This window comes from Pseudoduganella sp. R-32, from assembly GCF_049913245.1.
Lineage (GTDB): Bacteria > Pseudomonadota > Gammaproteobacteria > Burkholderiales > Burkholderiaceae_D > Rugamonas.
On record NZ_CP183987.1, the window covers coordinates 1475562 to 1498695 of the forward strand.

General features: G+C 65.9%; 14 protein-coding genes. 9 read left to right on the forward strand and 5 right to left on the reverse strand.

The window, feature by feature from the left end:
• Positions 1–25: 25 nt before the first annotated feature.
• Both ACN9MU_RS06980 and ACN9MU_RS06985 read left to right on the forward strand, forming a co-directional pair.
• Entirely contained in the window at positions 26–3526 is a 3501-nt protein-coding gene (locus ACN9MU_RS06980; RefSeq protein ID WP_426321321.1) for a response regulator, read from the forward strand.
• Between the two features lie 8 nt (positions 3527–3534).
• On the forward strand, positions 3535–5043 hold the full coding sequence (locus ACN9MU_RS06985) for an ATP-binding protein (RefSeq protein ID WP_426344335.1): 1509 nt from the start codon (positions 3535–3537) through the stop codon (positions 5041–5043).
• Here ACN9MU_RS06985 and ACN9MU_RS06990 read toward each other — a convergent pair.
• Together ACN9MU_RS06990 and ACN9MU_RS06995 are read right to left on the reverse strand one after the other, a co-directional pair.
• Entirely contained in the window at positions 5040–5729 is a 690-nt protein-coding gene (locus tag ACN9MU_RS06990) for an SDR family NAD(P)-dependent oxidoreductase (protein ID WP_426321325.1), read from the reverse strand. The genes ACN9MU_RS06985 and ACN9MU_RS06990 overlap by 4 nt on opposite strands.
• Positions 5722–6579, reverse strand: a complete 858-nt coding sequence (locus ACN9MU_RS06995) for a sterol desaturase family protein (RefSeq protein ID WP_426321327.1) — start codon at positions 6577–6579, stop codon at positions 5722–5724. The genes ACN9MU_RS06990 and ACN9MU_RS06995 overlap by 8 nt, the downstream gene beginning before the upstream one ends.
• 84 nt (positions 6580–6663) lie before the next feature.
• Here ACN9MU_RS06995 and ACN9MU_RS07000 point away from each other — a divergent pair, with 84 nt between their 5' ends.
• Positions 6664–7341 carry a Crp/Fnr family transcriptional regulator gene (locus tag ACN9MU_RS07000; protein ID WP_426321329.1) on the forward strand — a complete coding sequence of 226 codons (678 nt, stop codon included), beginning with the start codon at positions 6664–6666 and terminating at the stop codon, positions 7339–7341.
• A 29-nt stretch (positions 7342–7370) separates the two neighbouring features.
• On the opposite strand, the gene ACN9MU_RS07005 is transcribed toward ACN9MU_RS07000, so the two are convergent.
• Positions 7371–8294: a LysR family transcriptional regulator gene (locus tag ACN9MU_RS07005; RefSeq protein ID WP_426168913.1), complete on the reverse strand. Its 924-nt coding sequence runs from the start codon at positions 8292–8294 to the stop codon at positions 7371–7373.
• Between the two features lie 129 nt (positions 8295–8423).
• On the opposite strand from ACN9MU_RS07005, the gene ACN9MU_RS07010 reads away from it, so the two are divergent.
• The 6 genes from ACN9MU_RS07010 to ACN9MU_RS07035 all read left to right on the forward strand — a co-directional run bounded on the left by ACN9MU_RS07010 (position 8424) and on the right by ACN9MU_RS07035 (position 18364).
• Complete coding sequence (locus ACN9MU_RS07010; RefSeq protein ID WP_426168915.1) at positions 8424–9869, forward strand: coniferyl aldehyde dehydrogenase; 1446 nt, start codon at positions 8424–8426, stop codon at positions 9867–9869.
• Between the two features lie 11 nt (positions 9870–9880).
• Complete coding sequence (locus ACN9MU_RS07015) at positions 9881–11512, forward strand: long-chain-fatty-acid--CoA ligase (RefSeq protein WP_426168917.1); 1632 nt, start codon at positions 9881–9883, stop codon at positions 11510–11512.
• Between the two features lie 31 nt (positions 11513–11543).
• Positions 11544–13475, forward strand: a complete 1932-nt coding sequence (locus ACN9MU_RS07020; protein ID WP_426168920.1) for a DUF1302 domain-containing protein — start codon at positions 11544–11546, stop codon at positions 13473–13475.
• Between the two features lie 22 nt (positions 13476–13497).
• Positions 13498–14841 (forward strand): DUF1329 domain-containing protein, encoded by a 1344-nt coding sequence (locus tag ACN9MU_RS07025; RefSeq protein WP_426168923.1) that lies wholly within the window; start codon positions 13498–13500, stop codon positions 14839–14841.
• Between the two features lie 83 nt (positions 14842–14924).
• Entirely contained in the window at positions 14925–16007 is a 1083-nt protein-coding gene (locus ACN9MU_RS07030; RefSeq protein ID WP_426321332.1) for a WD40/YVTN/BNR-like repeat-containing protein, read from the forward strand.
• Positions 16004–18364 (forward strand): efflux RND transporter permease subunit, encoded by a 2361-nt coding sequence (locus tag ACN9MU_RS07035; RefSeq protein WP_426168928.1) that lies wholly within the window; start codon positions 16004–16006, stop codon positions 18362–18364. The genes ACN9MU_RS07030 and ACN9MU_RS07035 overlap by 4 nt, the downstream gene beginning before the upstream one ends.
• Before the next feature lie 88 nt (positions 18365–18452).
• On the opposite strand, the gene ACN9MU_RS07040 is transcribed toward ACN9MU_RS07035, so the two are convergent.
• Together ACN9MU_RS07040 and ACN9MU_RS07045 are read right to left on the reverse strand one after the other, a co-directional pair.
• A complete protein-coding gene (locus ACN9MU_RS07040) occupies positions 18453–18902 on the reverse strand; it encodes a DUF2147 domain-containing protein (protein WP_426168931.1) in 450 nt (149 codons plus the stop codon).
• Between the two features lie 193 nt (positions 18903–19095).
• Complete coding sequence (locus ACN9MU_RS07045) at positions 19096–22962, reverse strand: carbohydrate binding domain-containing protein (protein ID WP_426344336.1); 3867 nt, start codon at positions 22960–22962, stop codon at positions 19096–19098.
• Positions 22963–23134: the final 172 nt, after the last annotated feature.

Below are 23134 nucleotides of genomic sequence, written 5' to 3' on the forward strand. Positions count from 1 at the left end.
AAACTCAGCCTTGCGGAGGCTTGCCGTGCTCGCACGTTCCAGCAGCTTGTTCTGGAAGCTGTTCCTGCCAATCGCCTTGCTGCTGGCCGGGTGTGGTCTGGTCATTTCGGCATTATTGCCAATCCTGATCAGCGAGAACGCCGAGCGCGACGCTGTCGATTCGGCGCAGGCCACGGTGCGGCAATTCCTCATGCTGCGCAAGTACTACACTGAAAACGTGGCGGCGCGGGTGCTGGCGCAGACCGACATGCAGGTCGACCCGGACTATCGCAGCAAGGAAAACGCGATTCCGCTGCCGGCCACGATGATCCACGACCTGAGCGACCTGATGCAGGGCGGCGGCACGGTGGTCAAGCTTTACAGCCCCTTTCCTTTCCCGCAGCGGCGCGAGCGCGCCAGCGACCAGTTTGCGCGGGACGCCTGGACCTACCTGCAGAAGACTCCCGACGGCGTCTTCTCCCGCACTGAAACCCTGCACGGCCGCACGACGGTGCGCGTGGCGCTGGCCGACCGCATGAGCGCCGATGCCTGCGTTTCCTGCCATAACAGCCATCCGCAAAGTCCCAAGACCGACTGGAAGCTGGGCGATGTGCGTGGCGTGCTGGAGGTGGATTCCACGCGCGAGGCGGCCAGCGCCACCCGCGTCGTGAGCTGGGTGCTGATCGCATTCGGCTCCGTGCTGGTGCTGATGGCGGCGGCGCTGCGCGTGTTTTACCAGCGTAACGTGGCGCAGCCGCTGCACCGGGCGCTGGACTCGGCGCGCGCGCTGGCCGATTCGCGCGCCGGCCATGTGGCAGCTGTGCAGGCTGTCGCAAGCGGCAATCTCGATCACGGCTTGACGCCGGCGCCGCTGCCGCAGCTGGACCTGGCCGGCGTGGCGCACGATGAGGCGGGCGACCTGCTGCTGTCGGTAGCGGCGCTGGCCGAATCGCAGCGCAGCTTCGACGAGGCCTTCGCCAAAATGACCGAAGCGCTGCGCGCCAGCAAGCTGGCCGACCGTGCGCGCGACTGGCTCAAGTCGAGCCAGAATGAACTCAATATCGTGATGCGCGGCGAGCAGGAACTGGCGGTGCTCGGGCAGCGCCTCCTGGACTTCCTGGCGGAGCGCCTGGGGGCGCGGGTCGGGGCGCTGTACGTCGATGAAGCAGCGGGGGCGGGCATGTGCCTGCTGGCCGGCTATGGGCTGGCGCAGGAGCGCCATCCTGCACGCATTGCGCCGGGCGAGGGACTGGCGGGGCAGGCGATCCGCGACGGCAAGCGGATACTGGTCGACGCGGCGCCGCCCGGCTACCTGGAGATCGGCTCGGCCCTTGGCAGTGCGGAGCCGTCCTGCGTGCTGGTGCAGCCGCTGCAGCATGGGCGCAATATGGTGGGGGTGATCGAGCTGGGCGCCTTCAGGCACTTCAGCGATAACGAGCTGGCTTTTGTCGACCTGTGCGCGGAGGCGATCGCGATCGGGCTGGAGGTCAACATCACGCGCCATCGCACGCGCTCCTTGCTGGCGGAGACGGCGCAGCAGGCGGAGGAGTTGCGGGTGCAGCAGGAGGAGCTCCAGCAAAGCAATGCGGAGCTGGAGGAGCGCGCCGACCTGCTGGAGCGGCAGCGCGAGGAAATCCAGCGCGTCAGCGCTTACAAGAGCGAGTTCATGGCCAATATGTCGCACGAGTTGCGCACGCCCTTGAATTCCATGCTGATCCTGTCGGCGCTGCTGAAGGAAAACAAGGCGAACAACCTGAACGAACGGCAGCTTGAATATGCGGGAACCATCCACAATTCCGGGCGCGACCTGCTAAACCTGATCAACGATATCCTGGACCTGGCCAAGATGGAATCGGGCAAGGTGGAGCTGAACGTCGAGCCGGTGGAGCTGGCCGGCCTGTGCGACGACCTGCTGGCGCAGTTCCAGCCGCAGGCGGAGCAGAAGGGCCTGGTGCTGCGGATCGAGCGCCTGCCCGGCACGCCGGCAGCGGCAATGATGGATGGACAGCGCGTGCAGCAGGTACTGCGCAACCTGCTGGCCAATGCGCTCAAGTTCACGCACCAGGGCAGCGTGGCGTTGCGGATTTCCGTCGTGGGAGACCAGTTGTCGTTTGCGGTCAGCGACACGGGCATCGGCGTGCCGGCGGATAAGCAGGTGACGATCTTCGAAGCGTTCCGGCAGGCGGACGGCAGCATCAGCCGGCATTATGGCGGCACGGGGCTGGGCCTGTCGATTTCGCTGCAGCTCGCGCGCATCATGGGCGGGGCGCTGCACCTGCACAGCGTGGAGGGAGAAGGAAGCACGTTCACTTTCATGCTGCCGCTGCTGCCTGGGTCCGCCCCGGCAAGCGCCGGACCGGCAGCCGCTGCGCCGCCCGCCACGGCGCCGGGCGATGGCGTGCGCCGCATCCTGATCGTGGAAGACGATCCATTCTTCGCCAGCCTGCTGGCAGATTTCGTGCGCGCACGCGGCTACACGCCGCTGGTCGCGCCGGACGGGGAGCAGGGCCTGCAACTGGCACGGCACGAAGCGCCGCATGCCGTGCTGCTGGACGTGATGATGGCGCGCATGGATGGCTGGGAAGTGATGCGCGAGCTGCGCGCCGATCCCCGTACCAGCCACCTGCCGGTGCATTTCATCTCATGCCTTGACGAAATCCAGCGTGCGCGCGACCTGGGGGCGCTGGGCCTGCTGACCAAGCCGGCCAGTCCCGAACAGCTGTCGCAAGTATTCGAGACCATCGAGCAGGCCTGGGCCGGTGCGCTGAAGCGCGTGCTGGTGGTGGAAGACGACGAAAGCCAGTCAAGCAGCCTCGCCGCCCTGCTGGCGGGGCGCGACGTGGAAGTCGTGCGCTGCCTGTCCGGGCATGAAGCCATCGAGCTGCTGGCGCGAGGCCACTTCGACTGCATGGTACTGGACCTTGGCCTGCAAGACATGTCCGGCTACCAGGTGCTGGAGGCGATGCAGGCCACGCCCGGCATGCGCCACCTGCCGGTGGTGATTCACTCCGGCCAGGACCTGACGCGCGAACAGCTGCGCATGCTGAACCGCTACGCGCGCAGCGTGATCATCAAGGGCACGCACAGTCCCGAACGGCTGCTCAGCGAAGTGCAGTTGTTCCTGCACAGCGTGGAGCAGGGCGGCCATGCCACGCGGCAGGAGGCCCTGGCCCTGGCCGGCAGCAGGGTGCTGGTGGTGGACGACGACATGCGCAACCTGTTCTCCCTGGCCAGTCTGCTCGGCGACCGCGGGGTGGAAGTGCTGGAAGCGGAAAATGGCCAGGAAGCGCTCGACAGGCTGGCGTCGGAAGGAAGGGTGGACGCTGTGCTGATGGATATAATGATGCCGCAGATGGATGGTTACGAAGCGATGCGCCGCATCCGCGCCGATGCCCGCTTCAGGGATTTGCCTATCATCGCGATGACCGCCAAGGCGATGCCGGGCGATCACCAGCATTGCCTGGAGGCGGGAGCCAGCGATTACCTCGCCAAGCCGATCGATACCGCGCAGCTTTTGTCGCTGCTGCGGGTCTGGATTAGACGCTAGGGGAGCGCATGGAACTGAACATCCCGGTGCTGCTGGTCGACGACCGACAGGAGAACCTGACAGCGCTGGAAGCATTGCTGGAAGAGATGCCGCTGTCCCTGCACCTGGTGAAAGCCATGTCCGGCAACGAAGCCCTGCGCCAATCCCTCCGGCACGATTTTGCCGTGGTGCTGCTGGACGTGCAGATGCCGGAGATGGATGGCCTGGAAACGGCCGAACTGCTGCGCGCCAACCCCCGCACGCGCCACCTGCCCATCATCTTCGTTACCGCCGGCCTGCACGACCGCGTGCGCCAGTTCAAGGGCTATGAAATGGGCGCGGTGGATTTCCTCAACAAGCCGATCGAACCGGCCGTGCTGCGCAACAAGGTGGCCGTGCTGTGCGAGCTGTATGCGAAGGTGCAGGAGCGCACGCAAGCCCTGCACGAATCGGAGCGGCGCCTGCGCATGGTGATCGACAGCGCCTGCGAAGCCTTCATCGGCACCGACAGCCAGGGCATGGTGACCGACTGGAACCATGCGGCGGAGGACCTGTTCGGGTGGCGCCGCCATGAAATGCTGGGCCAGCCCGCCGGCAAGGTGCTGTTGCCGGCGCAGGGTTGCAGCCAGCGCGCACGCCACCGCACCGGGCGCGAGTTCGACGTCGAGGTGTCGCAATGGCAGGTGCCGCAATCGCAGCCGCCCGCCTTTGCGGCGCTGGTGCGCGACATCACGCAGCGCAAGGAGGCGGAGGAAGCGCGCAGCTGCGAGCTGCGCCTGGCCCTGCAGCAGATCGTCGAGCAGGAAAAGATGGTGGCGCTGGGCAGCATCGTGGCCGGCGTGGCGCATGAATTGAACACGCCGGTCGGCAACCTGGTGCTGCTGGCATCGACCCTGCGCGACCGCGTGGATGAACTGGCCGGCAATGCCCTGGCGGGCAAGCTGACGCGTTCCTGCCTGGTGCAGTCGGCCGGCGATTGCCGCGAGGCGAGCGAGGTGCTGATCCGCAGCGCCGACCGCGCGCGCGAATTGATCGAGAGTTTCAAGAACGTGGCGGTGGACCAGACCAGCCAGCGCCGCCGCCGGTTCGACCTGCATACCTGCCTGCACGATATCCTGGTCACGCTGGGACGCATGATGCGGCAGGCGAATGTCACGGTGGAGCTGCAAGTGCCGCCCGGGGTGCTGATGGATTCCTATCCGGGACACCTGGAGCAGATCCTGAACAACCTGATCGTCAACTCCATCCTGCACGGGTTCGAGGGGCGCGGCTGCGGCAAGGTGTCGATCGCCGCCAGCGTGGCGGGCGACCATGTGCGGCTGGTCTACAGCGACGACGGCGTCGGCATCGCGCCTGAGCTGCAACAGAAAATCTTCGAGCCCTTCTTCTCCACCAAGGTCGGCGCCGGCGGTTCCGGCCTCGGCATGTACATCGTGAACAACCTGGTTTGCGGTGCGTTGCAAGGCAGCGTAAGCCTGACCAGTGCGCCGGGCCAGGGCGTGCGCTTCGAATTCCGGCTGCCGCTGACGGCCGGCTAGTCCAGCCCCCGCGCGGTGACCGGCAGCAGGGCGCCAGTCACGGCGGCCGAAGCGTCGGACAGCAGGAACAGCACCACCTCGGCCAGCGTTGCCGGAGCGACCCAGCGGCTGGTGTCGGCGTCCGGCATGGCCGCGCGGTTGGCCGGCGTGTCGATGATGCCGGGCAGGATGGCGTTGACCGTGACGCCGCGTGCGAGCAGTTCTTCGGCCATGGCTTCGGTCAGGCGGGCCACGCCGGATTTGGCGGCGGCGTAGGCGCCCATGCCGGCCTGGGCGCGGCTGGCGGCCATGGCGCCGATATTGACGATGCGGCCGCGTCCCTGGCGCAGGAGGTGCGGCAGCGCTGCCTGCGATGCCAGCAGAGTGGTGCGCACATTCATGGCGTACATGCGGTCCCAGGTTGCGATGTCGCCGTGCTCCACGGATTCCCAGGCAAAGCCGCCCGCCACGTTGACGATGCCATCGAGGCCGCCGAAGCGCTCGGCGACGCCGTCGATGCAGCGTTGTGCAGCATGCGGGTCGCACAGATCCACGCCGCCGCAGGCCAGTGCGCCTTGCAGCTGGCTGGCGTTCGCCGGGGCGTGGTCGACCAGGGCGACGCGAGCGCCGCCGGCCAGCAAGGCGCCGCCAACGGCGCGGCCAAGGACGCCGAAGCCGCCTGTCACCACTATCCCGGCCTTATTCATCGCTATAGCTCTTTCCGCCGAATTTCAGGGCGCTGTATTCGCGCTTCGACTGCAGCAGCGGGTAGAACATCTGCCTGTCCCAGCGCTCGGCGCCGAAAAGCTGGTCGTCGCGCAGCCCGTACTGGGCCGGGTAGCGGCGCGTGATGTGGGCGGTGCCGAACAGTACGTCCCAGAAGAACAGCAGGTTGCCGAAATTGCCCTTGTAATGGCCGATGCCGTCGGCGTTGGTGATGGCGTGGTGAGCGCGGTGGGTGGCCGGGGTGGAGATGGTGCGCTCCACGACCCACATCAAGGGCCGCAGCGCGCAAACCTTGTACAGCGGTTCATCCCAGGCCCAGGCGCAGTGGGCGCCGAGGATGACCGCCTGCTTGACCACGACGTAGGCGAAATACATCCAGCCGCAGCCCAGGTAGACCATGGCGCCGGCAAACCAGATGCCCGGCATCATCAGATAGTAGAAGAAGTTGTTGCGGTAGGTGATGCGGATGCTCATGTAAGAGGCCGAGTGGTGGGCGCGGTGCAGGGGCCACAGCAACGGCGAGTGCGAGATGCGGTGCCACCAGTACTGCGTCATGTCGTCGCCCACCAGCAGCAGGCCGGCCCAGGCCCACCAGGGCAGGCCGGCCCAGGCATCGCGCATGCCGGGCGCCAGCCACTGGCCCAGCGCGCTGGTGGCGAAGAGGATCAACGGCTGGGTAATCAGCAACAGGCTGACTGTCATGCCCACTTCGAGCGCTGTATCATTGGCGCTGGCGTGCACCGTGTCGCGGTAGCGGCGGCTGGCGAATTCCGCCAGGGCGAGGCCCGTGATCACCAGTGCGAGCAGCGTGTACATCATGGTGTTGTCCATATGGCTGGTCTCCTTTGGCAACCATGATGCAGGGCTGCGCCGGCGAAGATTGTTCAATTCCGGGCAATTCAGGATTTTTTTTGCATGCAGATATTCTTCAACAACCCCTGGTTCGCGCGATTGCCGGCGGCGCAGGCCAGCGCCTTGCTGGCGGTGACGCGCAGCGTGCGCCTGGAGCAAGGCGAGGTGCTCTACCTGCAGGGTGAGCGGACGTCCGGGGCGCAGGATGGGCTGTGGGGCGTGGTGCGCGGCGCGGTCCGGCTGTCGGTCATGCATGCGGACGGCAACGAGGCGATCGTGACCCTGGCTGAAGCGGGCAACTGGTTCGGCGAAACGGCCCTGCTGGCGGACTTGCCGCGCAGCGCCACGGCAACAGCGCAGGAGGACACGGAACTGCTGGCGGTCAGCGCGGAACGTTTTACGGCCCTGATGCAGGACGTGGTGTTTGCCAACGCCATGGCACGGCTGGAGGCGGAGCGGCTGCACGCCGCTTTCGGCCTGATCGCCGACATGGCGATGCACAGCACCCGCACCCGCCTGGCGCGGCGCCTGCTGATGATGGCGCATGGCGAGCTGACCCAGGCTGCCAGCGCGCGCACCACCATCGCCGCTTCACAGGACCAGATCGCGATGATGCTCGGCGTCGGGCGCACCACCCTGAACAAGGAATTGCAGGCGCTGGCCGGCTGCGGCGCGATCGGGCTGCGCTACGGCCAGATCGAGCTGCGCGACCTGGAAGCGCTGCGCGCGGCTGCGGCCTGAGGCTGCGCCAGCGGAGCCGCGCCGGCGGATCACTGGCGCGGCATTTCCGTGCCGGCCAGTTGCGCCAGGATTTCCCGCGCCGCCTGCAGCACGCGCTGGGCGCCGGGCGAGAGGGTGCGCCCGCGCAGGCGGATGGTGGCAATGTCGGCCCATAGCGGCGGCAGCGGCACCTGTACCTGTTCCAGCCGGCCTTCCGCGGCCGCCTCGGCCAGCGCCGCATGGCTGGAGATCAGCAGCAGATCGCTTTCGGCCACCACGTCGACCAGGGTATGCACGCTGTCGCAACTGAGCATGATGGGCAGGTCGCGCCCCGGCGGCAGGCGGAACAGCTTGTTCATCTGCGTCATCAGCACTTCGGGAATGGTGGGCGCCGCCATGCCATAGGGCAGCAGCTCGGGCGGGGTGACGTCGTCGCGCCCCAGCAGCGGGTGGCCGGGGCGGCAGTAGATGCCGCCGTACTGGCGGCATTCGTGGGTAATGATCAGGTCTTCGGCCGGCTCGATCAGGCGCACGTCGGACATGAAGAATTCCATTTCCTCGCCGCGCAGGTGGTCCAGCAGGTAGGTCGAGGTGTTGATGGTGACCGACAGGCTGATGCCCGGCTGGTCGGCGCGCACCTGGCGCAGCATGCGCGGCAGCAGGGCGCCCGAGTGCAGGGGGCCGATGCCGAAGGCCACATGGCCGCTGTCGCCATTTCGCAACAACGATAAATCGTGTTCCATGTTGCGTACATCAAACAACAAGCGGCGCGCGTGGTTGAAGAAGGCGGCGCCGGCCACCGTCACCGCCACGTTGCGGTTGCCGCGGTCGAACAGCAGGAATCCCAGTTCGTCCTCCAGGGTCTGCACGGCGCGCGACAGGGCGGGCTGGCTGATGCTGATCTTCTCGGCGGCCCGCACGAAATTGCCTTCGTCGGCCACCGCCAGGGCGTAGCGCAAGCGCTTGAAATCCATGGAAAACTCCTAGTATGCGGAATATGCATTGTGCGGATAAATACAATGCATTGGACGAATAGTAGTGTCAAACACATACTCGTTTCAAGACAGCGTTAAATAAAACGCGGCGCAACTGGAGACACTGTGATGAAAGTTCAGGAATTCGACCCTGCCGTCGTAGGACGCGGCTCGCCATCGCTGCTGGACAGGCTGGAAGTGCAGCGCGCGGCCTTCAATGCCGACATGGTGCCGCCGGCCGCCATCCGGCGCGAGCGGCTTGACCGCCTGCAGGCGCTGGTGGCCGACAACGAAGCGGCCATCCTGGAAGCGATCGATGCCGACTTTGGCGGGCGCGCGCGGCAGGAAATGGTGCTGACGGAGCTGTTCGTCGTGCTGTCGGCCATCCGCCAGCAGCGCCGCAAGCTGGGGCGCTGGATGCGGCCGCGCCGCGTGGCGACGCCGCTGCACATGCTGCCCGGCTCGAGCCGGATCATGCCGCAGCCGCTGGGTGTGATCGGCAATATCGTGCCGTGGAACTACCCCTGCCAACTGGCGCTGGTGCCGGCGGCTGCCGCCCTGGCGGCGGGCAATCGCGTGATGATCAAACCCAGCGAGCTGACGCCGGCCTTTTCGCGCCTGCTGGCGCAACTGGCGGCGCGTTATTTCACCCCGGCCGAGCTGGCCGTGGTCGAAGGCGGCGTTGAGGTCAGCCGCGATTTTGCGGCGCTGCCGTTCGACCATCTCATTTTTACCGGCTCCACCGCGGTAGGACGCCAGGTCGCTGTCGCCGCGGCGCACAACCTGACACCGGTGACGCTGGAACTGGGCGGCAAGTCGCCCGCCATCATCGACGAAAGCTGCGACCTGGCGCAGGCTGCGCCGCGCCTGGCTTTCGGCAAATTGTTCAACGCCGGCCAGACTTGCGTGGCGCCCGACTACGCGCTGGTGCCGCGCGCGCGCGTGGACGAATTCGTGCGCGAACTGAGCGCGGCGGCGGCGGCGATGTACCCGCAGTTTGCCGGCAACGAGCAGTACACCAGCATCATCAGCGAGCGTCATTTCCAGCGGCTGGAGAAGCTGGTGCGCGAGGCGGAAGAGCAGGGCGCGCGCGTGCTGCGGCTGGGCGGTACCGAAGCGGGGCAAGCGGGCGAGCGGCGCATGGCGCCAGTGCTGCTGCTGGACGTCACGTCCGAGATGGCGGTCATGCGCGAAGAGATCTTCGGCCCGCTGCTGCCGGTGCTGCCCTACGACACGCTGCAGCAAGCCATCGCCTTCATCAACCAGCGCGAGCGCCCGCTGGCGCTGTACTGGTTCGGCAAGGAGCGCCGCAACTGCACCAAGGTGCTGCGCTCGACCATCTCGGGCGGGGTCACCGTCAACGACGCGCTGTGGCATGCGGCGCAGGAAAACCTGCCGTTCGGCGGCGTCGGCGCCAGCGGCACGGGCGCCTATCACGGCGAGCATGGCTTCCTCGCGTTCTCCAAGCAGAAGCCGATCTACCGGCAGGCGCGCCTGAACGGCTTCGGCCTGTTCCGCCCTCCGTATGGCCGCGTCTTCGACACGCTGGCCGGTTTCCTGAAACGCCATATGTAATGGATTAGCGTATGCAAGCCTTGATGCAGGATCAGCCGCTGCTGATTTCCTCGATGATCGAGCACGCGCGCCGCGTGCACCCGCGCGCCGAGATTGTCTCGCGCACTTGTGAAGGCACGCTGCACCGCAGCAGTTACGGCGAAGTGGAACGGCGCGCGCGGCGCATTGCCAATGCGCTGCTGGCGCTGGGCGTGGGCATGGGCGACCGGGTCGGCACGCTGGCCTGGAACACGCATCGCCACATGGAGCTGTACTTTGGCGTGTCGGGCATGGGTGCGGTGCTGAACACCATCAACCCGCGCCTGTTCCCGGAACAGGTGGAGTACATTCTCAATCACGCGCAGGACCAGGTGCTGTTCTTCGACACTACCTTCGCGCCCTTGGTGGCCGCGCTGGCGCCGAAGCTGGCAGGTGTGAAGGCATTCGTCTGCATGACCGACCGCGCGCATATGCCCGCCGGCCTGCCGGCGGGAACGCTGTGCTACGAGGAGCTGGTGGAAGGCGCCAGCGATGATTACGCCTGGCCGCAGTTCGACGAACGCACGGCGTCGGCGCTGTGCTACACCTCCGGCACCACCGGCAACCCGAAAGGGGTGCTGTACTCGCACCGCTCGGCCTACCTGCACTCGATGGGCCTGTGCGCTGCGGGCAGTGCAGCCATTTCGCACCGCGACAGCTGCCTGGTGGTGGTGCCGCTGTTCCATGTGAACGCCTGGGGCATGCCGTACGCCGGCGCCATGAGCGGCGCCAAGCTGGTGCTGCCCGGGCCAGCGCTGGACGGCAAGAGCATCTACGACTTGCTGCGCGACGAGCGCGTGACGATGGCGCTGGGCGTGCCGACCGTCTGGCTAGGCTTGCTCAACCATATCGACAGCGAAGCGCGGCCGGCGCTGCAGGAGCTATGCCTGGAGCGCATGCTGTGCGGCGGCTCGGCGATCCCGCCGGTGATGTTCACGCGCTGCCGCAACACGCTGGGGGCGACCCTGATGCAGGCCTGGGGCATGACGGAGATGTCGCCGCTGGGCACCGTGTGCTCGCTGTTGCAATCGCACGACAAGGCCAGCGAGGAAGAAAAGCTGCGCGTGCAGGCGCGCCAGGGCCGGCCGGTGTGCGGCGTGGAGCTGGCGCTGAAGGACGAAGCGGGCCGGCGCCTGCCGCACGACGGCGTGGCGACGGGGCGCCTGATGGTGCGCGGGCCGTGGATCCTGTCGGCCTATTACGGCAGCGATGCCTCGGTGCTGGACGAGGAAGGCTACTTCGATACCGGCGACATCGCCAACATCGACCGCGATGGCTATCTTCAGATAACCGACCGCGCCAAGGACGTGATCAAGTCCGGCGGCGAATGGATTTCATCGATCGATGTCGAGAACGCAGTGATGGGCCATCCCGATGTGATGGCTGCCGCGGTGATCGGCATCCCGCATGAAAAATGGCAGGAACGCCCGTTGCTGGTGGTCGTTCCCCGCCATGGCAGTTCCCCCACACGCGATGAAGTGTTAGGCTACCTTGCCAGCCGCGTAGCCAAGTGGTGGCTTCCCGACGACGTGGTTTTTGTCAGCGAGCTTCCGTATTCCGCCAACGGCAAAGTGCAGAAGATGAAGTTGCGTGAGGAGTTCAAGCAGTTAAATAAGCCTGTATAAGAAGCTGTAAAAACCATTAGGAGACACTAGGATGACGAGGAAGTACAACCGTATCATGGCGCTCGCCGTGGCGGCGGCGCTGGCAACCCCACTGGCGCACGCAGATACCTTCACCACCGACAATGGACTGGAAGGACGCTGGTCCCTGAACATGTCGGTCGGCACCAGCATCCGGATGAAGGATGCAGACAAGAACCTGATCTCTGTACCCAATGGCGGCACGGCGGGCGCCGGCGCCGACGACGGCAACCTGAACTTCAAGAAGCACGATGCCTATTCCACCGTCGGCAAGCTGACAGGCGAACTGGAACTGAAAGGCGATACCTACGGCATGTTCGTGCGCAGCTTCGCGTGGTACGACCGCGTCCTGAAAGGCAAGGAGATGCCGCACGGGCATTTCAACAACGGCTACAAGCAGAACGGAGAACTGAGCGACACCGGCTTCGACCAGCTGTCCACCTTCGACGGCGTGGCGCTGGCCGACGCCTATGTGTTCGCCAACTGGGACCTGGGCGGCAAGGCGCTGAGCGCCAAGCTGGGCAACCAGGTGATCAACTGGGGCGAATCGCTGTTCGTGCCGGGCATTAACGCCATGGGCGCCTTCGATACCAGCGCCGCGCGCCGCCCGGGCGCGCAGGTCAAGGAAGTCCTGCGTCCGCAGCCGGCCCTGATGGCTAACCTGGGCCTGGGCAACGGCGTGTCGGTGGAGGCCTTCTACAACCTGGGCTGGCGCCAGAACGTGGTCGACGGCTGCGGCACCTACTGGTCGGCGGCCGATTCGCTCAACTGCAACAACGGCACCGTGCTGTTTGGCGACGGCACCAAGCTGAACGACCAGGGCCAGTACAACGGCGCGCCGTTCCTGGCCGCGCTGCCTGCTGCGCTGGACCCGGTGCTGGCCTCGCTCGGCCTGTCGCGCAGCATGCCGCTCAACTTCCGCATGACCACCGCGGAAAAGATCAAGCCGAAGAAGTCCGGCCAGTTCGGCGTGTCGAGCCACTACTTTGCCGACGCCATTGCCACCGACTTCGGCGTCTATTTCGCGCGCTACCACAGCCACTCGCCGATCGTCTCGGTGGTCAAGCAGCCGTCGGCGCTGCCGTCGGTATGGTCGGGCCGCCTGGCGCAACTGGTCAAGGCCGTGCCGTCGCTGGCGCCGGCACTGGGCACGCTGGGCGTGCTGCCGGCCGGGAATATCGTGTGGGACTACAGCGGCGAGAACGTGAAGACCCTGGGCCTGTCGGCAGCCACCGAAGTGGGCGGCTTCTCGCTGTTTGGCGAAGTGTCGCGCACCAAGGACATCCCGGTGCAGATCAACGCGATCGACCTGCTGGTCGGCACTGCGCTGGGCATCGGCCCGCAGGCCAAGCTGGCGGTCATTGCGCGCAACCCGGCGGTGCCGACCGGCACCGTGATCCACGGCTATGACCGCAAGGACAAGACGCAGGCGCAGGTGTCGTTCATCCGCCAGATCCCGCAAGTGCTGGGCGCCGATTCGCTGACCCTGCTGGGCGAAGTGGCGGGCCAGAAGTGGAGCGGCATCGGCGACCCGAACACCAGCACCCGCTACGTGCGCGGCTTCATGTACAACTTCGGCCCGACCGCGGCGCTGGGCGGCACTTGCGGGCCGGCCGGCATCCAGCCCAATGCCTCCTACTGCGAGAACGAAGGCTATGCCACCAGCAGCGCCTGGGGATATCGCCTGTCGGCCGAAATGCTGTTTCCGAACGTGGTGGCCGGCGTCAACTTCAAGCCGCGCCTGTACTTCGCGCATGACGTGAAGGGTTATGCGGCCGACAACCTGTTCGTCGAAGACCGCCAGACCCGCAGCGTGGGCCTGCGCGCGGACTACAACAACCGCTACTACGCCGACATCAGCTATACCAGCTATAACAAGAGCGCCAAGTACGACCAGTTCCACGACCGCGACAACATGCAGTTCGTGATCGGCGCCAACTTCTAATAAAGACACAGGAGACATGTAGATGAAGATGATGAAGCAAAGCTTGCTGGCCGCAGCGCTGGCGTGCATCGCGGGCAGCGCCCTGGCCGGCCTGCCGCAGGCGGAAGCAGACCGCCTGGGCAAGGACCTGACGCCGGTCGGCGCGGAGAAGGAAGGCAACAAGGCCGGCACCATCCCGGCCTGGACCGGCGGCATCACCAAGGCGCCGGCCGGCTTCGACAGCAAGAACGGCTACGCCGACCCGCTGCCGAACGAAGCGCCCCAGTACACCATCACGGCCGCCAACATGGACAAGTACAAGGACATGCTGGCGCCGGGGCAGATGGAGATGCTGAAGCGCTACCCGAGCTACAAGATGAATGTCTACAAGAGCTACCGCACGGCAGGCTACCCGCAGGCGGTGTACGACAACATCAAGGCCGAAGCGACGAAGGCCGAGCTGACCGGCGGCGGCAACGGCGTGACCGGCACCGCCAAGACCACGGTGCCGTTCCCGATCCCGAAAACCGGCGTCGAGGTGATCTGGAACCACCTGATGCGCTACCGCGGCGGCACCATCGAGCGCTACACCGCCGAATTCCCGGTGCAGACCAACGGCGCCTTCACGCCGGTGACCCGCACCGAGAAGGTGGCCTTCGCCCAGGGCATGCCCAACCCCGAGCCTAACCGCCTGGTGTACTACATGGCGACCCTGACCGGCCCGTCCTCGGTGGCCGGCGACGCGCTGCTGGTGGTGGACCCGATGGACCAGGTGAAGGAATCGCGCCTGGCCTGGACCTACAATCCTGGCCAGCGCCGCGTGCTGCGCGCGCCGAACGTGGCCTACGACTCGCCGGGGCAGGGCGCGGACGGCTTGCGCACCACCGACGACTACGACGGCTTCAACGGCGCGCCCGACCGCTACGACTGGAAGCTGGTGGGCAAGAAGGAGATGCTGGTCTCCTACAACAACTACAAGATCACCAACAAGGCGATCAAGTATGCCGACATCGTCCGCCCCGGCCATATCAACCAGGACTTCGTGCGCTACGAGCCGCACCGCGTGTGGGTAGTGGAAGCGACCCTGAAGAAGGACAAGCGCCACATCTACGCCAAGCGCGTGTTCTACGTGGACGAGGATAGCTGGGAAGTGCTGCACACCGATTCCTACGACGGCCGCGGCGAACTGTGGCGCGTGCACGAAATCGGCGGCATCCAGTACTACGATGCGCTGACCCACTACTTCGCCTACGAAGTGTTCTACGACCTGCAGGCACGCCGCTACCTGCTCTCCGGCATCTCCAACCAGGAGAAGCCGATCAAATTTGGCGTCAAGCTCGATCCGTCGAACTTCACGCCAGATACGCTGCGCCGCTCTTCCAACTAAGGACGGCGTAGCGGGTTTGGGGGTGTCTCTTCGGGCGCTTGCGTTCACAGGGAGCGCTGCGCCCATTTTTTCGCAGGTAGAGCATGAATATAGTATTGAAACAGGCCGCTGCTGCGCTGCTGGGCGCATTGGCGGTGGCGCCGGCCGTGGCGCGCGATCCGCTGCAGACGCCGGCGCGCATGTCGGCGCGGGCGCCGAAAGCCATGCTGACGGCCATGGCGCTGGCCGGCCAGCGCACGGTGGCGGTGGGCGAGCGCGGCATCATCCTGGTGCGCGATGGCGGCGCCAATGCGCCATGGCAGCAGGCGAAAGTACCGGTGTCGGTCACCTTGACCAGCGTGGCGTTTGCCGATGCTTCCAACGGCTGGGCCGTCGGGCAGGATGGGGTGATCCTTTCCACCAATGACGGCGGGGCGCAATGGAGCACCCGCTTTGACGGCAACCAGGCCAATGCACTGATGCTGGCCGATGCCAAGGCGGCAGTCGAGAAGGCGCAGGCGGCCGGGGCGGGAGCGGGCAAGGCGGCGCTCGCCGATGCCGAGAACGCGCTGGGCGATATCGAAGCGGCGGCCAAGTTCGGCCCGTCGCGCCCTTTGCTGGGCGTATGGTTCCGCGATGCCAGGACCGGCTACGCGGTGGGCGCATACGGCCAGGCTTTCCGTACCACGGACGGCGGGGCACACTGGAATTCCATGGGCGCGGGCCTGCCCAATCCTGAAGGCTTGCATTACAACGCGATTGCGGGCGGGCCTGGCAATGTGTTGGCCATCGCGGGCGAGGGCGGCTACGTGTACCGCTCGGCCGACGGCGGCGCAAGCTGGCAGCGTATCGAGACCGGCTACGGCGGCCAGCTGTACGGCGTGATCTTCACCGGCCGCAGCGTGCTCGCTTACGGCTTTGGCGGCCATGTGTTCCGCAGCGAAGATGGCGGCGCCACCTGGCGCGAAACGCCGGCCGTGACGAAGAAGAGCCTGGTGGGCGGCGCCCTGCAGGGCAACAGCATCGTGCTCGCGGCACAAGATGGCGCGCTGCTGCGCAGCGACGACGATGGCGTGAGCTTCCGCGTTATGCGCCAGGGCGATGCGGTGCCGACGGCCGGCATGCTGGCTGTGAATGGCACGGTGCTGCTGTCCGGCGTGGGTGGTGTGCGGGAGGCGGCGAAATGAAGCGCGAAGACGAAAAATCCTGCAAGGTGGCCGAGGAAGGACACCAGCGCTTCACCTCCGTCGAGCACTGGCTGGAGCCGCGCCTGTTCAAGCACCGCCTTGTGATCATGGTGGCTTTCCTGCTGGCGTCGGTGCTGTTTGCCTGGCAGGCGGCGCTGCTGAAACCGGACGCCAGCTTCCAGAAGATGGTGCCGGCCACCCACCCCTTCATCGCCAACTACCTGAAGTACGAGAACGAGTTGCGCCCGCTGGGCAACAACATCCGCATCGCGGTGGAGGCGACCAAGGGCGACATCTACAGCAAGGAGTATCTCGATACGCTGAAGGCGGTGACCGACGAAGTGTTCTACATCCCCGGCGTGGACCGCGGCAACCTGAAGTCCCTGTGGACGCCGAACGTGCAGTGGATGGAAGTCACCGAGACGGGCTTGAACAGCGGCCAGATCATCCCGCAGGGCTTCGACGGTTCGCCGGCCATGCTGGACGAGGTGCGGGCAAACGTGGCGCGTTCGGGGCGCATCGGCAGCCTGGTGGCGGCGGACCAGAAATCCACCATCGTGCAGGTGCCGCTGCTGGAGATCGATCCGGACAAGGGCACCAAGCTCGATTACGGCCTGTTCTCCGAGCGCCTGGAAAAGCTGGTGCGCGACAAGTACGAAGCACAGGGCGTGAAGATCCACATCGTCGGCTTTGCCAAGGTGGTGGGCGACCTGATTCACGGCGCCAAGGCGATCGGCCTGTTCTTCGCGATCACCTTTGCCATGACGGTGGCGCTGCTGCTGTGGTATTCGCACTGCTGGAAGTCGACCCTGGTGACGGTGTTCTGCTGCTCGCTGGCGGTAATCTGGCAGCTTGGCATCGTGCGGCTACTGGGCTTCGGGCTCGATCCGTATTCGATCCTGGTGCCGTTCCTGACCTTTGCCATCGGCGTCTCGCACGCGGTGCAGAACATCAACACCATGGCCAGCGAGCGCCTGTCCGGCAAGTCGGCCACCGAGGCTGCCAAGCAGACTTTCCGCCAGCTGTTCATTCCCGGCACCATTGCGCTGCTGTGCGATGCGGTGGGCTTTTCGACCCTGCTGGTGATCGAGATCGGCGTGATCCGCGAGCTGGCGATTTCGGCCTCGGTGGGCGTGGCGGTGATCGTGCTGACCAAGATGTTCCTGCTGCCGGTGCTGATGTCCTACGTGGGCGTGACCGATGCCTGCCTGCGCAACCAGGCCCGGAAGGCCAAGCGCAAGCACCGCTTCATGCGCATGCTGTCGCGCATTGCGGAGCCCAAGTACGCCAAGCTGGCGGTGCTGGGCGCAGTGGCGGTGTTTGCCACAGCGTTTGCGCTGAACCGCGACCTGAAGATCGGCGACCTCGATCCGGGCGCGCCGGAGCTGCGCGCCGACTCGCGCTACAACCGCGACAACGCCTACATCACCGGCCATTACTCGACCAGCTCGGACGTGTTCGTGGTGATGGTAAAGACGCCGGCCGGCGAGTGCGGTGCCTACCCGACTGCCGAAGTGGTGGACCGCTTCCAGTGGGAGATGGAGAACGTGCCGGGCGTGGAGTCGACCACTTCGCTGTTCACGGTGCAGAAGCGGATCATCTCCAACGTCAATGGCGGCAGCCTGAAATGGCAGGCGCTGTCGCGCAATCGCTTCGTGTCCAATTCGGCGCAGCGCATGATTCCGTCCGAGTTGTACAGCAACGACTGCTCGATGCTGCCGGTGCTGGTGTTCCTGGCCGACCACAAGGCCGACACGCTGACGCGGGTGGTGCAGGCGGCGCAGGCGTTCGCCAAAGAGAACAACACGCCGCAGGCGGAGTTCATCCTGGCGGCCGGCAATTCGGGCATCGAGGCGGCCACCAATATCGTGATCAAGCAGGCCGAGATCACCATGCTGGTGCTGGTGTACGCCATCGTGGCGCTGCTGGTGTGGTGGGAGTTCCGCTCGCTGCGCGTAACCATCTGCATAATGGTGCCGCTGTATATCACGTCCGCGCTGTGCGAGGCCATTATGGCGCGCCTGGGGCTGGGGGTGAAGGTGGCGACCTTGCCGGTGATTGCGCTGGGGATCGGCATCGGCGTGGACTACGGCATCTACATCTACAACCGCCTGCAGTGCTTCCTGGACCGCGGCATGGAGCTGAAGGAGGCTTACTTCGAGACGCTGAAGACGACCGGCGTGGCGGTGGCGCTGACCGGCGTGACGCTGGCGCTGGGCGTGCTGACCTGGGTCTGGTCGGACATCAAGTTCCAGGCCGATATGGGCCTGCTGCTGATGTTCATGTTCCTGTGGAATATGGTGGGGGCGATTGTGATGATTCCGGCGCTGGCGTCGTTGCTGCTGCCTAAGCGCTAAACCGGGTAAACCGGGGTCTGACCCGCAGGGTCAGACCCCCTACGGTCTTCGGGCCCTCGACGGTGGGTCAGACCCTGGTTTACCGGTTTTACTCCTGGCGCTCCCAAGTCTGCGACCGGCCCAGCATCGGAATACCGATATACCCGCGCACTTTCAGCTTCTTGCCGCCATCGGCAACTTCCAGCTTGCTCTTATAAACCTTGCCGTTGTTCGGGTCGAGAATCTCGCCGCCGTTGTATTCGCTGCCGTCCTTCTTCAGGCCGGACACGATCACCATGCCGACAATCGGCTTGTCCTTGCGCGCATCGGTGCACTTGTCGCACACCGGATTCTGTTCTTCCGCCGGGCCGCGGTACAGTTTTTCGATCTTGCCCTGCAGGGCGCCGTTTTCCTCGGTGATGCGGATCAGGGCCTTCGGCTTGCCGCTGACGTCATCGATGTTCTTCCACAGGCCGACAGGAGAGGGATCTTGGGCAAATGCCGGAGCGGCAGCCAGCAAGGCTGCCGCAGCCAGCGCCACTGTGCGGGTTAGGCGCATGGGGGTGTCTCTTATTTAGATTTGGGGAAAATCAGTGTAGCAAAGGACCCGGCAGGGCACCGTACGGTCATGCTATTTTTTTTGGAGGGAAGACTCTAGAAAATTGAAAGTCGGGGTCAGGTCTGGCAATCCGCCACATTTTTCGCATCGCGGAAAATGTGGCGGATTGCCAGACCTGACCCCGACTTTTAAATCAGGACTTGAAGTTGCCGTCGTTGCGCGGAAGGGGGCTGCTGCACGAGGCCGGGGTGCTGAACTCGCGGTTGCCGGAGGCGGTGGCCTGGCTGCCTTCCCAGGTCGCCGTGCTGCCGTTCCATTTGACGTATTTGTACTGGATGGCGCTGGCCGCTGGCAGCGTGACGGTGCCGCTCCACGGTACGTTGGCGCCGCTGCCCTGGATCGCCAGCGCAAAGCCGCTGGCCGGTGCCCAGTTGCCAAGGCGTGTGTCGTTGCCGACCACGTACAGGTTCTGCCCCATGACGGTATTGGCGTTGGCGATGGTGAAGGTGACCTGGCAGGACGATGCCGCCGTGGTGGTCACTGCCAGCGCGGCGCTGGCTGCCGAAACGTTGCCGGCGGCGTCGATCGCCTTGACGGTGTAGCTGTAGCTGGTGGCGGGGGCCGCTGTGCTGTCGACGTAGCCGGTGCCGGTGGCGGTGCCGAGCAGGCTGCCGTTGCGGTAGACGTAGTAGCCGGTCACGCCGGCGTTGTCGGTGGCGGCGCTCCAGGCGAGGCTGACGCTGGTGGCGCCCACCGCGCTGGCGGCCAGGCCGTCCGGTGCGCCGGGCGGCGTGCTGTCGACATTGCACGGGTTGCTGCCGCTGGTGACGGCGCCGCCGGCCACGCTGGACAGGCCGGTGCCCAGCGCGTAGTTCTTGCCGCCGTTGTTGTCCCAGCTGCCGCTGCCGTTGTTGAACACGGCCTGCCAGCTGCTGGCCGAACCGAGGCTGGCGGTGTAGGACAGCCAGCCGCTGCAGGCTGCGGCCATCGGCACGCCGGGCACCGCGGTCCAGGCGCCACCGGTCGGGCTGTAGTGGATGTTGGCGCTGTTCCAGCCGCTGGGCAGGCGGTAGTAGACGGTGGCGATATTGCCGGCGGCCGTGGTGAGCGTGCGGGCGGCGGAAGCCGGGCCGGTATTGCCGGCGGCATCCTGCGCCTTGATGGTGTAGCTGTAGCTGGTCGAAGGTGCCAGCCCGCTGTCGGTGTAGCTGGTGGCGGCGGTGGCGCCGACCTGGCTGCCGTTGCGCAGCACCAGGTATTGCGCGACGCCGTAGTTGTCGCTGGCGGCGGCCCAGGACAGGGTGGCGGCTACCTGCGTGATGGCCGATGCCGTCGGCTGGCCCGGGGCGGTCGGTGCCTGCGTGTCGGCGGCCAGCGTGGTGACGGCCAGCGCCGGGCTGGCGGCGGACTGGTTGCCGGCGGCGTCGATGGCGCTTACCGTGTAGCTGTAGGCCGTGGCGGGCGCCAGGCCGCTGTCGCTGAAGCTGGTGCCGGTGGGCGAGCCGGCCAGCACGCCGTTGCGGAATACCTTGTAGCCGGTAACGCCGATATTGTCGCTGGCCGCGCTCCAGGCCAGGCTTACCGAGCGGTCGGTCAACTGGCTGCCGGCCGGCTGGCCGGGTGCGCTGGGCGGCGTGCTGTCGATCGTCAGGAAGGGATAGACGCCGTTGACGGTGCCGTTGATGTCTTCCGTGTAGCCGGAGCCGGTGGCCACGGCGCGGTAGCGGCCGGCGCCGACGAACACTTGCTGGATCTCCGAGCGCGTGACGTTGCCCAGCGTGTCGGTCATCTCGACGTAGTAGTCCAGCAGCTGGTTGCGGTAGCCCGGGATATAGGCGTAATACAGGTCGCCGCTGTCCTGCGCCGGCAGGGCGGCGATGGTGTCGCGCGTGGAGGGAATCCAGGCCACGCCGTTCATGTCCGGCTGCAGCTCGCGCACCTGCATCGTCACGTCCTGCCAGGCGCCGACATTGGCCGGGTTGATAGAGAGGCCGGGCTGGCCGGCCAGGGCGGCCGGATCGTACACCTTGTACGTGTCGTCGGCCGCGTCGATATTGTTGCTGGCGTGGACCCGCACCTTGACCTTGGCGCTGGCGATGCCCGACACGTCGTGGCCGTAGGTGTAGACGGCGAAGTCATTGCTGTAGTGCTGCACGGTCCAGCCTTCGGCCTTGGAGGCGTTGACCGAGCCGGGATTGTAGGGATAGCGCTGCGGCCACCACACGGAAGGGCCGGTGCGGTCTTGCGCCAGGTGCGCCTGCACATAGGGGCGCGAGAAGGCTAGCGAATTGTTGAAGGCCAGGGTCGGCTTGACCGAGTCGTCCTTGTTTTCATCGTAGTAGCCGAAGCCCGAATCCATGGCAGGCAGCAGGAAATACCAGGCAAGTTCCGCCGGGTTGGCGCCGCCGGCGTAGTCGTTGGCGCCGTCGCCCTTGACCGGGTAGGACAGCATCCACGGGTTGAGCTGGTTGCCGGCGTGCGTGACCTGCTTGTCCAGCGCGGTGCTGGGCGACCAGTGGTTGGGGTGGCCGTCCAGCCAGATCTGCTCGGCGGTCTTGGCGTAGTTGAGGGCGGCTTGCAGCAGGGCGAAATTGCGCTCCAGGTAGTGCCAGCCGTATTCGAAGGAGACGGTGGCGCCTTCCTGCTGCCCTTTCAGGTTGGTCTTGGGCGCCAGGTTGTTGCCGGTGACGCGGTTGAAGTCGGCGAACTGGCCTTTCCATATCAGGAAGGGCAGGTGCCAGTGGTACCAGGTGGGGTCGGACGAAGAGTCGCGCGTGTCGATCCAGGAGCCGTCCTGCACGTGCTGCACGTCGCTCTCGGGAATCGGCTTGGCGCGCAGGTACTCGTCGATGCCGAGGCAGTAGCCGTTGCCGCTGCAGGTGGTCGAGTGGCCGGCTTGCCAGGTGCTGAGCGCACCGGCGCGGCCGCCGGAATTGTCGCCGTCGTGCGCCACCACGAAGAACTGGCGTCCTTCCAGGCTGGTGTAGGGCGCCAGCTCGTCGACCGTGACCGCGCCTTCCCACCCTTCCAGCCAGGAGCCGTTCTGGCTGACGGGGATGCCGGCCAGGCGCGTGACGGCGCCGGTGGCGGGGTCGACGTGGCGTACCCAGTGCGGGGTGGAGGCAAAAGGGAATTTGTTGACCACCACTTGCTGCTCGTGGGCCATATTGGCGGCCACCCAGCTGCCGCTAGCGGAGGTGTTGCGCAAATCGGCGCGGTTGGGCGGGGAGGTCAGGGTGTCGACGCTGGCGTCAAAGCTGGCGTAGGGGTAGTCCTTCAGCGTGCGCGAAAAATGGTTGTTGCCTATCACCGACCACTGCACGCCCAACTTGGCCAGGGTCGGGATCAGGCGCTCCGAAAATCCCAGCTCGGTAGGAAAGAAGCCCTTGGAGGCGACGAAGCCGTTGCCGAGGAAGTAGGGCTGGGCCAGCGTGACGTTCTGGTAGACCAGGTCCTTCAGGAAGTAGTCGGGGCCTGCCAGTGGGCCCATGCTGTGGTGGCCGGTGAAGTGCACGGTGTCGAGCGTGCGGTAGTTGTTGGCGGTCTTCAGCGAGTTCCAGGTATTGAGCCAGGACGCGCCCCAGTTGCTGTTGCTGTAGCCGGGAACGTTCTGCGCGCTGGCGAGGCTTTGCACGTTGTTGATGACGGCGCCGGACATGGTGACGTGGACCTGGCCCTTGCCGCCGGACCAGCTTTGCATCTCGTTGGCCACCTGCATCGGCCAGTACTGGTAGGCGCCGGTCTTGGCGTCAGGCGTGTAGTAGGCCACCAGGTCGTCGTGCGGCATGATGGCGCCACCCAGCGAGGCAGGCAGGTAGTAGCTGTAGCCTGCTGGCGGATTGTTTTTCAGCTTGATCACGTCAGCGTCATAGGTGTAGCGCACTGGCGCGCCGACGGGCGTGGCGTTGTACTTGGCCAGGGGATCGACGGCGTAGAAGGGCCAGAAGTTCGGCATGTGGTTGTGGTACACGTGGGCGGCCGGGATGGTGCCGGCGCCGGCGTGGCTGGCGGCGAACAAGGCCGCGAGGACGGCGGCCAGGGGTTTCAAACGCGATTGCATGCACATCTCCTTTCACAGGTTGGAACTGCGGAACGGGTGCGCAAGGGCGCCTCGCCAGTGGGGCGATAGCGGCTATCGGGTGGAGCGTCTCAGTGCGTGGTGCCCTTTGCGGGACTGCTTGGGTGTGGATGTACTATTACTACCACTGAGGCGTGATGTGCAGAGGTAGAGA

Bases quoted from the DNA above. Each gene is read 5' to 3' on its own strand.
- ACN9MU_RS07000 (WP_426321329.1), top strand. From the start codon at position 6,664: ATGCAGATATTCTTCAACAACCCCTGGTTCGCGCGATTGCCGGCGGCG.
- ACN9MU_RS06995 (WP_426321327.1), bottom strand. From the start codon at position 6,579: ATGGACAACACCATGATGTACACGCTGCTCGCACTGGTGATCACGGGC.
- ACN9MU_RS07020 (WP_426168920.1), top strand. From the start codon at position 11,544: ATGACGAGGAAGTACAACCGTATCATGGCGCTCGCCGTGGCGGCGGCG.
- ACN9MU_RS06985 (WP_426344335.1), top strand. From the start codon at position 3,535: ATGGAACTGAACATCCCGGTGCTGCTGGTCGACGACCGACAGGAGAAC.
- ACN9MU_RS06990 (WP_426321325.1), bottom strand. From the start codon at position 5,729: ATGAATAAGGCCGGGATAGTGGTGACAGGCGGCTTCGGCGTCCTTGGC.
- ACN9MU_RS07010 (WP_426168915.1), top strand. From the start codon at position 8,424: ATGAAAGTTCAGGAATTCGACCCTGCCGTCGTAGGACGCGGCTCGCCA.
- ACN9MU_RS07035 (WP_426168928.1), top strand. From the start codon at position 16,004: ATGAAGCGCGAAGACGAAAAATCCTGCAAGGTGGCCGAGGAAGGACAC.
- ACN9MU_RS07030 (WP_426321332.1), top strand. From the start codon at position 14,925: ATGAATATAGTATTGAAACAGGCCGCTGCTGCGCTGCTGGGCGCATTG.
- ACN9MU_RS07015 (WP_426168917.1), top strand. From the start codon at position 9,881: ATGCAAGCCTTGATGCAGGATCAGCCGCTGCTGATTTCCTCGATGATC.
- ACN9MU_RS07040 (WP_426168931.1), bottom strand. From the start codon at position 18,902: ATGCGCCTAACCCGCACAGTGGCGCTGGCTGCGGCAGCCTTGCTGGCT.
- ACN9MU_RS07005 (WP_426168913.1), bottom strand. From the start codon at position 8,294: ATGGATTTCAAGCGCTTGCGCTACGCCCTGGCGGTGGCCGACGAAGGC.
- ACN9MU_RS07045 (WP_426344336.1), bottom strand. From the start codon at position 22,962: ATGCAATCGCGTTTGAAACCCCTGGCCGCCGTCCTCGCGGCCTTGTTC.
- ACN9MU_RS07025 (WP_426168923.1), top strand. From the start codon at position 13,498: ATGAAGATGATGAAGCAAAGCTTGCTGGCCGCAGCGCTGGCGTGCATC.